Here is a 6,304-nt window from a genome sequence, read left to right as displayed (position 1 = left end):
CGGGCTCGACGCCCTCGCCGCGCGGCGACCCTCCGACGCCGTGGTGTCCGGCCTCGCCAGCCCTGACGGCGGCGTGGTGCTGGTGTTCACTGGTGCGGGCGGGCAGTGGCGCGGGATGGGCGGCGGGCTGTGGGACGACTCGCCCGTGTTCCGCGACAGCGTGCGTGCCTGCGCCGAGGCGTTCGAACCGTACGTGGACTGGTCGCTGGTGGACGTGGTGCGCGGCCGTCGCGGCGCGGCCTCGATGAACAGGGTGGACGTCGTGCAGCCCGCCTTGTTCACGATGGCGGTCTCCCTCGCGGCCGTGTGGCGCGCGTTCGGGGTCCGCCCCGCCGCCGTGGTCGGCCATTCGCAAGGCGAGATCGCCGCCGCACATGTGGCTGGCGCGCTGTCACTCCAGGACGCGGCGCGTGTGGTGGCGTTGCGCAGCAGGCTCATCGCGGGGGCGCTGGCAGGCAAGGGAGCCATGCTCTCCGTGCCGCTGCCCGCCACCGAGGTGCGGCAGCGGCTGGCGTCGTGGGACGACCGGATCGCGGTCGCCGCGGTGAACGGGCCACGCACCACGAGCGTCGCCGGTGAGCCTGCCGCGATCGAGGAGTTCTTCGCCGGGCTGGTGGACGAGGGTGTGCGCGTGGCGCGGATCGTCTCCGATTTCGCGTCGCATTCCGCGCAGGTCGATGCCATCCACAGTGCGCTCATCGACGAGCTGGGCCCGCTCCGGTGCGAGGCGTCCGACGTCCTCTTCTGCTCGACCGTCACAGGGGGAGTGCTCGACACCGCTGAGCTGGACGCGGAGTACTGGTACGAGAACCTGCGCAGGCCGGTGTTGTTCGACAACGCCGTGCGCACGTTGCTGCGGCGTGGGTTCGGCACGTTCGTCGAACCGTCCCCGCACCCGCTGCTTGTCGCCCCGATCGAGGAGATCGCGGCGGAGGTGGGAGCACGGGCCACCGCGATCGGGACGCTGCGCATGGGAGAGAGCGATGCGGCGCGCCTGCTGACCTCCGTCGCCGAGGCCCACGTGCACGGCACCGCCGTCGATCTCCGGGGAGCGTGCCGAGGCGGGAGGAGGGTCGAACTTCCCCTTGACGACGTCGCCGAGGGCTCCGACGCCGACAGCCGGTTCTGGAGCGCCGTGCGGCGCGGCGATCTGGCCACCGCGCTCGGTGTCGTGCTGCCGGCGCTGGACACCAGGGCCGGGTGAGCGGCCGGGGCGACAACGAGAGCACGGAACCGGGACCGCATTCTTCGTGGAGGTGTCATGGAACAGGACGAACACACACTCGTGGTGCTCGGCGCCGGGGTCATGGGGGTGGGCATCACGACGCTCGCCGTCGGCTTCGGGCTGCCGGTCACGCTGATCGACGTCGATGAACAGATCCTCGACAGGGCGCGCCGCAAGATCCGCCAGGAGTTGAAGCTCGCGACGCTGATGGGCGCTCTGCCCGAAGACACCGAACCCGGTGAGCTGCGCACCGCGACCTCCGCGGGCAGCGGCGCGGACGCGAGTGCCGTCATCGAGGCCGTCACCGAAACGGCCGAGGTGAAAGCCGCTGTTCTCGCCGAGATCTCCGCACTGGTCAAGCCGGGAACACCGGTGGTGTCCAACACCTCGTCCATCCCGATCGACGAACTGGCCGACGCGGTGGCACGGCCGGAGGACTTCCTCGGCACCCACTTCATGAACCCGCCCTACCTGATCCCGATGGTGGAGGTGATCCGGGGCCGCCGCACCGGCGACGCCGCGCAGGCCGCGCTCGGCTCCGTGCTCACCGCGCTGGGCCGCCGCTGGCTCGTGGTGGCCGATCACCCCGGGTTCGTCACCAGCCGTGTGCTGCACCCGATGCTCAACGACGCGATCAGGGTGGTGCGGGAGAAAACCGCGCCACCGGAGACCGTCGATGCCCTCTTCGAGGGCTGTCTCGGGCATCGCACAGGACCGCTGCGCACCGCCGACCTGATCGGGCTCGACAACCTCGCCGACTCGCTGCGGGTCCTGCACGCCAGAACGGGCGACGAGGGGTGCAGGCCGGATCAGCTGCTGCTGGACAAGGTGCAGGCAGGACACCTCGGCCGGAAATCCGGCAGGGGCTTCTACGACTACTGAAAGGACCGTGCCATGACCACCGCTTCCGAGCAGACCACCGAGGCCGTCGCGGAGCGGATCTCCGGTTTCCTCGAACAGCGCACCAAGCTCACCTGGGAGCCGGACACCGACCTCTTCGACAGCGGCGCGGTGTCGTCGTTGTTCGCCACCGAACTCGTCGTGTTCCTTGAGGAGACCTTCGACATCGAGATCGTGGGCCGGGATCTGCGGCTGGACAACTTCCGCACCGTGCGCGTGATGACCGACCTCGTGCGGAGGCTTCGCGAGGAGAACCACGATGGGTGAGCCCGCCGGGCTGGCGGAGCTGCGTGAGTCGGCGGACGCCCTGATCGGGCAGGGGCCTGATTCGTGGGACCGCGACGGCGTCATCCCGGACGAGGTGGTGCGCGAGTTCGCCACGCGGGGCTTGCTGTGCGCGCAGGTGGCCTCCCGCTACGGCGGGCTGGGCCTGAGCAGCGCGGACAACGGGGAGTTCACCGCGTTCGTCGGCAGCCGGTGCAGCTCCCTGCGCAGCCTCATGACCTCGCAGGGCATGGCGGCGTGGACCGTGCAGCGGCTCGCCGATCGCGAGCAGCGCGCGGAGCTGCTGCCGAGGCTGGCGCGTGGCGGCGAGGTGGCGGCCGTGGCGTTCAGCGAGTCCGGCGCGGGCAGCGACCTCGCCGCGATGACGACCCGCATCGAACCGGACGGCGACTCCGTGGTGGTGACGGGGGAGAAGGTCTGGATCACCGCCGCCTGCTACGCCGACCTCGTGGTGGTGTTCGGCAGGCACGGCAGCGGTTCGGCGGCCGTCGTGGTGCCGACGTCGGCGCCCGGCGTGACCGTGGAGCGGGTGCCCGAACCGCTGGGGTGCGTGGCGGCGGGGCACGCCGTCGTGCGGCTGGACGGCGTGCGCCTCGACGCGGGAAGCGTGCTCGGAGGCGGCGAGTTCCCCACCTCGCTGCTGGTGACCACCGCCCTGTCCTACGGGCGGATGTCGGTGGCGTGGGGGTGCGTCGGCATCCTCCGCGCGTGCTTGGCCGAGGTCACCGCACACGCGCGGGAGCGCGAGCAGTTCGGCAGCCCGCTGGCCGATCATCAGCTCGTCGCGCGGCACATCGCTGGCTTGTGGACGGCCGAGCAGACGGCGACGCGGATGTGCGCGCACGCGAGCGCGTGCTGGGACGCGCGTTCGCCCGACGCCGTGTCGGCGACGGTGCTGGCGAAGTACGTCAGTTCCCGCAACGCCGCGGAAGGCGCGGCCTCCGCCGTGCAGGTGCTCGCCTCGGCGGGCGCGCGGCACAGCCACCCGGTCGCCAGGGCGTACCGGGACGCGAAGTTGATGGAGATCATCGAGGGCAGTAGCGAGATCTGCGAGCTGATCCTGGCGCGGCACGCCCTCGGCGCCGCTGGCGGAGCGGTCGCGGACCGGAAGGAAGGGCACCGGTGAGCGAGCACACCGAGCACGTGACCACAGTGAAGTGCCTGGTCTGGGACCTGGACAACACGCTGTGGAAGGGGACGCTGCTGGAGGACGGGGAGGTGACGCTGGCCGACGACATCAGAGCGGTCGTCGCCGAACTCGACTCCCGTGGCATCCTCCAGGCGGTGGCGAGCAAGAACGACCACGAACCCACGTGGGCCAGGCTGGAGGAGCTGGGCATCGCGGAGTACTTCGTCCTCGCCGAGATCGGCTGGGGTCCGAAGTCGGAGTCAGTGCGCTCCATCGCCGAACGCCTCAACTTCGCCCACCGCACCATCGCGTTCATCGACGACCAGCCGGCCGAACGCGCCGAGGTGGCCTTCCACCTTCCCGAGGTGCGGTGCTACCCGGCCGAGCAGGCGGCGACGCTGACGGAACTGCCCGAGTTCACCCCGGCCACGCGCACCGTCGATTCGGGCAAGCGCCGCGCCATGTACCAGGCCAACTTCCGGCGCGACGCCGAGCGCAAGGAGTTCACCGGCCCCGACGAGGAGTTCCTGCGATCGCTGAAACTCGAACTCGACGTCTTCCGTGCCACGGAGGTAGAGCTGAGCCGGGTGGAGGAGCTGACGCTGCGCACCAGCCAGATGAACGCCACCGGCGTGCACTACTCGGACGAGACGCTGCGCGGGCTGCTCGGCGACGACGACCACGAGGTGCTTGTCGCCACCCTGGCCGACCGGTTCGGCACGCACGGCGCGATCGGTGTGCTGCTGCTGGAGAATCGTGGCCCAGCCTGGCACCTCAAGCTGCTGGCCACGTCCTGCCGGGTGGTGTCCTTCGGGGTCGGCACGGTGCTGCTGAACTGGCTCGCGACCGAGGCAGCCGAGGCCGGTGCGCATCTGCTCGCCGACTTCCGCCGCACGGATCGCAACCGCATGATGGAGATCGCCTACCGGTTCGCGGGCTTCGACGAGGGAGACTGCGACTGCCGCTCCGCCGTACCAGACACCGATGTGGACGGTCTGCAACGGCTGCACCTGCTGCCCCAACGGCACGAGCCGCCCACCACCATGCACGTGCGCACGCCCGGCCTCGGGCGGCGGTGGCCGAGAGCAGGCGCCGGGGTCGGCGGAACGCCGTGAGCGGGAAGGACCGGATTCGCCAGGGCTCCGGAACTCCTGGCGAATCCGGTCCATAAGGGACTCTTTTCCTCGCCGGGTGTCAGTACCCGACGCCGAGGTGCCGCTGCCCGCAGGGCTGCTCGATCTCGTCGAGCACGGCCACGGCCATGTCCTCGGCCGAGATGCGGGACGTGCCGTCCGGTGCGGCGACGAGCGTGGTGCCGCCGCGCCGGTACCGGCCGGTGCGCTCGCCCGGCTCCAGCATCGCGGCGGGGCTGAGATAGACCCAGTCGGCGGAGTGCTTCTCGCACACGCGGAACTGCTCGACACTGGCGACGGCCGCGTCGCGCCAGGCCTCCTGAACGTAGCGCGGGTCGTCGAGAACGAGCAGTCCGGGGCGGCCGGGGCTGGACAGCGGTGCCGCACCACCGACGACGACGACCCTGGTCCCCGCGGCCGCCGCCGCGTCGAGCACGGCAGCCGTGGTGGCAGGCACCGTGTGTTCCTCGCCGGGGCGCGGCCGGGTCGCGCACACGACCGCGTCGGCCACCGCGAGAAGCGAGGTCATGCGCTCGACGTCGGTGACGTCGGCGCTGACGGCGGTCACTCCGGGCGTGTCCGGTGCGCCATGGCGGGACACACCGACAACCTCGTGGCCACGGGCGAGCGCCTCGGTGACCACTCGCGAGCCAGCCATGCCGGTGGCACCGAGGACGATGATCTTCACTGGTGTGTCCTTTCCTTCGGGGTTCTCGGGTTTTCCATGGCGGAGCGGGACGAACGCGGCGACAGCTGTCCTGCGGTGACGGCCGCGACGGTGAGGGCGAAGCCCGCGAGCTGGAGCGGTCCCAGCGTCTCGCCGAGCACCAGCACGCCCAGCAGCGCGGCGACGATCGGGGACAGGGGGCCGAGCAGGGCGACCGAGGTGACCGGCAACTCGGCGATCCCGCGGAACCACACGATGTAGGCCAGCAGCCCGCCGACGATGCCCAGCCAGAGGTAGCCGAGCACGGCGGGACCGTCAACGGAGGGTGGGGCCCCCTCGGCGATCAGCGTGACCGGCAGCAGGAACAGGCCACCGGCGGTGAGCAGCCACGACGCGTACGCGGTGGGGCCGATGCCGTCCGGCCGCCCCCAGCGTTTGGTGAGGGTCACTCCCAGCGCCATGCTGGCCGCGCTGCCCAGCGCAGCGAACACTCCCACGAGGTCGAACGCGGCCGAGGACGGCCGCAGCACCACGAGGCCGACGCCGACGACACCGGCCACCGCCCACGACGTGCGCCACCCCGAAGGCCGCTCGCGCAGCAACACCACGGCGAGCACCACGACGATCACCGGCTGGCTCGCGGCCAGCGTCGCGGCGATACCACCGGGAAGCCGCTCGGCCGCCACGAAGAGCAGAGGGAAGAACAATCCGATGTTGAGCACACCGAGGATCGCGGCCCTGCCCCACCACATCCCGCGCGGCAGGGTCCTGGTGATTGCGAGCGCGATGAGCCCGGCGGGCAGCGCGCGGAGCAGCGCGGCGAAGAACGGGTGCCCCGGCGGGAGGAACTCGGTGGTCACCACATAGGTCGTGCCCCACACGGCGGGGGCGAGTGCCGTGATCGCCGTGCGTCCGGCGCGGCCGGTGCTCGGGCGGGACGGGGAGAGGACTGCCATACCCCCAGT

7 protein-coding genes are annotated in these 6,304 nt (G+C 71.4%); 5 read left to right on the top strand and 2 right to left on the bottom strand.

The genetic code is table 11. The annotated features are described in order from the left end of the window. The 5 genes from SACXIDRAFT_RS21645 to SACXIDRAFT_RS21625 all read left to right on the top strand — a co-directional run. Nucleotides 1-1,204, top strand: a 1,204-nt coding sequence (locus SACXIDRAFT_RS21645; protein ID WP_006240826.1) for an acyltransferase domain-containing protein, incomplete at its 5' end; no start/stop codon positions are given. A 57-nt stretch (nucleotides 1,205-1,261) separates the two neighbouring features. Further along, entirely contained in the window at nucleotides 1,262-2,107 is an 846-nt protein-coding gene (locus SACXIDRAFT_RS21640; protein WP_006240825.1) for a 3-hydroxyacyl-CoA dehydrogenase family protein, read from the top strand. A 12-nt stretch (nucleotides 2,108-2,119) separates the two neighbouring features. Further along, nucleotides 2,120-2,392: an acyl carrier protein gene (locus SACXIDRAFT_RS21635; protein WP_006240824.1), complete on the top strand. Its 273-nt coding sequence runs from the start codon at nucleotides 2,120-2,122 to the stop codon at nucleotides 2,390-2,392. Further along, nucleotides 2,385-3,536 carry an acyl-CoA dehydrogenase family protein gene (locus SACXIDRAFT_RS21630; protein WP_006240823.1) on the top strand — a complete coding sequence of 384 codons (1,152 nt, stop codon included), beginning with the start codon at nucleotides 2,385-2,387 and terminating at the stop codon, nucleotides 3,534-3,536. Before SACXIDRAFT_RS21635 ends, SACXIDRAFT_RS21630 begins: the two co-directional genes overlap by 8 nt. After that, nucleotides 3,533-4,654, top strand: a complete 1,122-nt coding sequence (locus tag SACXIDRAFT_RS21625) for an HAD-IIIC family phosphatase (RefSeq protein ID WP_006240822.1) — start codon at nucleotides 3,533-3,535, stop codon at nucleotides 4,652-4,654. Before SACXIDRAFT_RS21630 ends, SACXIDRAFT_RS21625 begins: the two co-directional genes overlap by 4 nt. A gap of 79 nt (nucleotides 4,655-4,733) precedes the next feature. Here the strand turns inward: SACXIDRAFT_RS21625 and SACXIDRAFT_RS21620 are convergent, their stop codons facing one another. Next, nucleotides 4,734-5,360 carry an NAD(P)-dependent oxidoreductase gene (locus SACXIDRAFT_RS21620; protein WP_006240821.1) on the bottom strand — a complete coding sequence of 209 codons (627 nt, stop codon included), beginning with the start codon at nucleotides 5,358-5,360 and terminating at the stop codon, nucleotides 4,734-4,736. Continuing rightward, the gene (locus tag SACXIDRAFT_RS21615) at nucleotides 5,357-6,295 is read right to left on the bottom strand and encodes an EamA family transporter (protein ID WP_006240820.1); all 939 of its coding nucleotides are present in this window, start codon (nucleotides 6,293-6,295) and stop codon (nucleotides 5,357-5,359) included. The genes SACXIDRAFT_RS21620 and SACXIDRAFT_RS21615 overlap by 4 nt, the downstream gene beginning before the upstream one ends. Between the last annotated feature and the right edge of the window lie 9 nt (nucleotides 6,296-6,304).

The sequence above is a fragment of the Saccharomonospora xinjiangensis XJ-54 genome (assembly GCF_000258175.1).
GTDB lineage: Bacteria > Actinomycetota > Actinomycetes > Mycobacteriales > Pseudonocardiaceae > Saccharomonospora > Saccharomonospora xinjiangensis.
The sequence above is the reverse complement of the archived record's forward strand: the minus strand, read 5'-3'. Positions and strand labels throughout refer to the sequence as shown.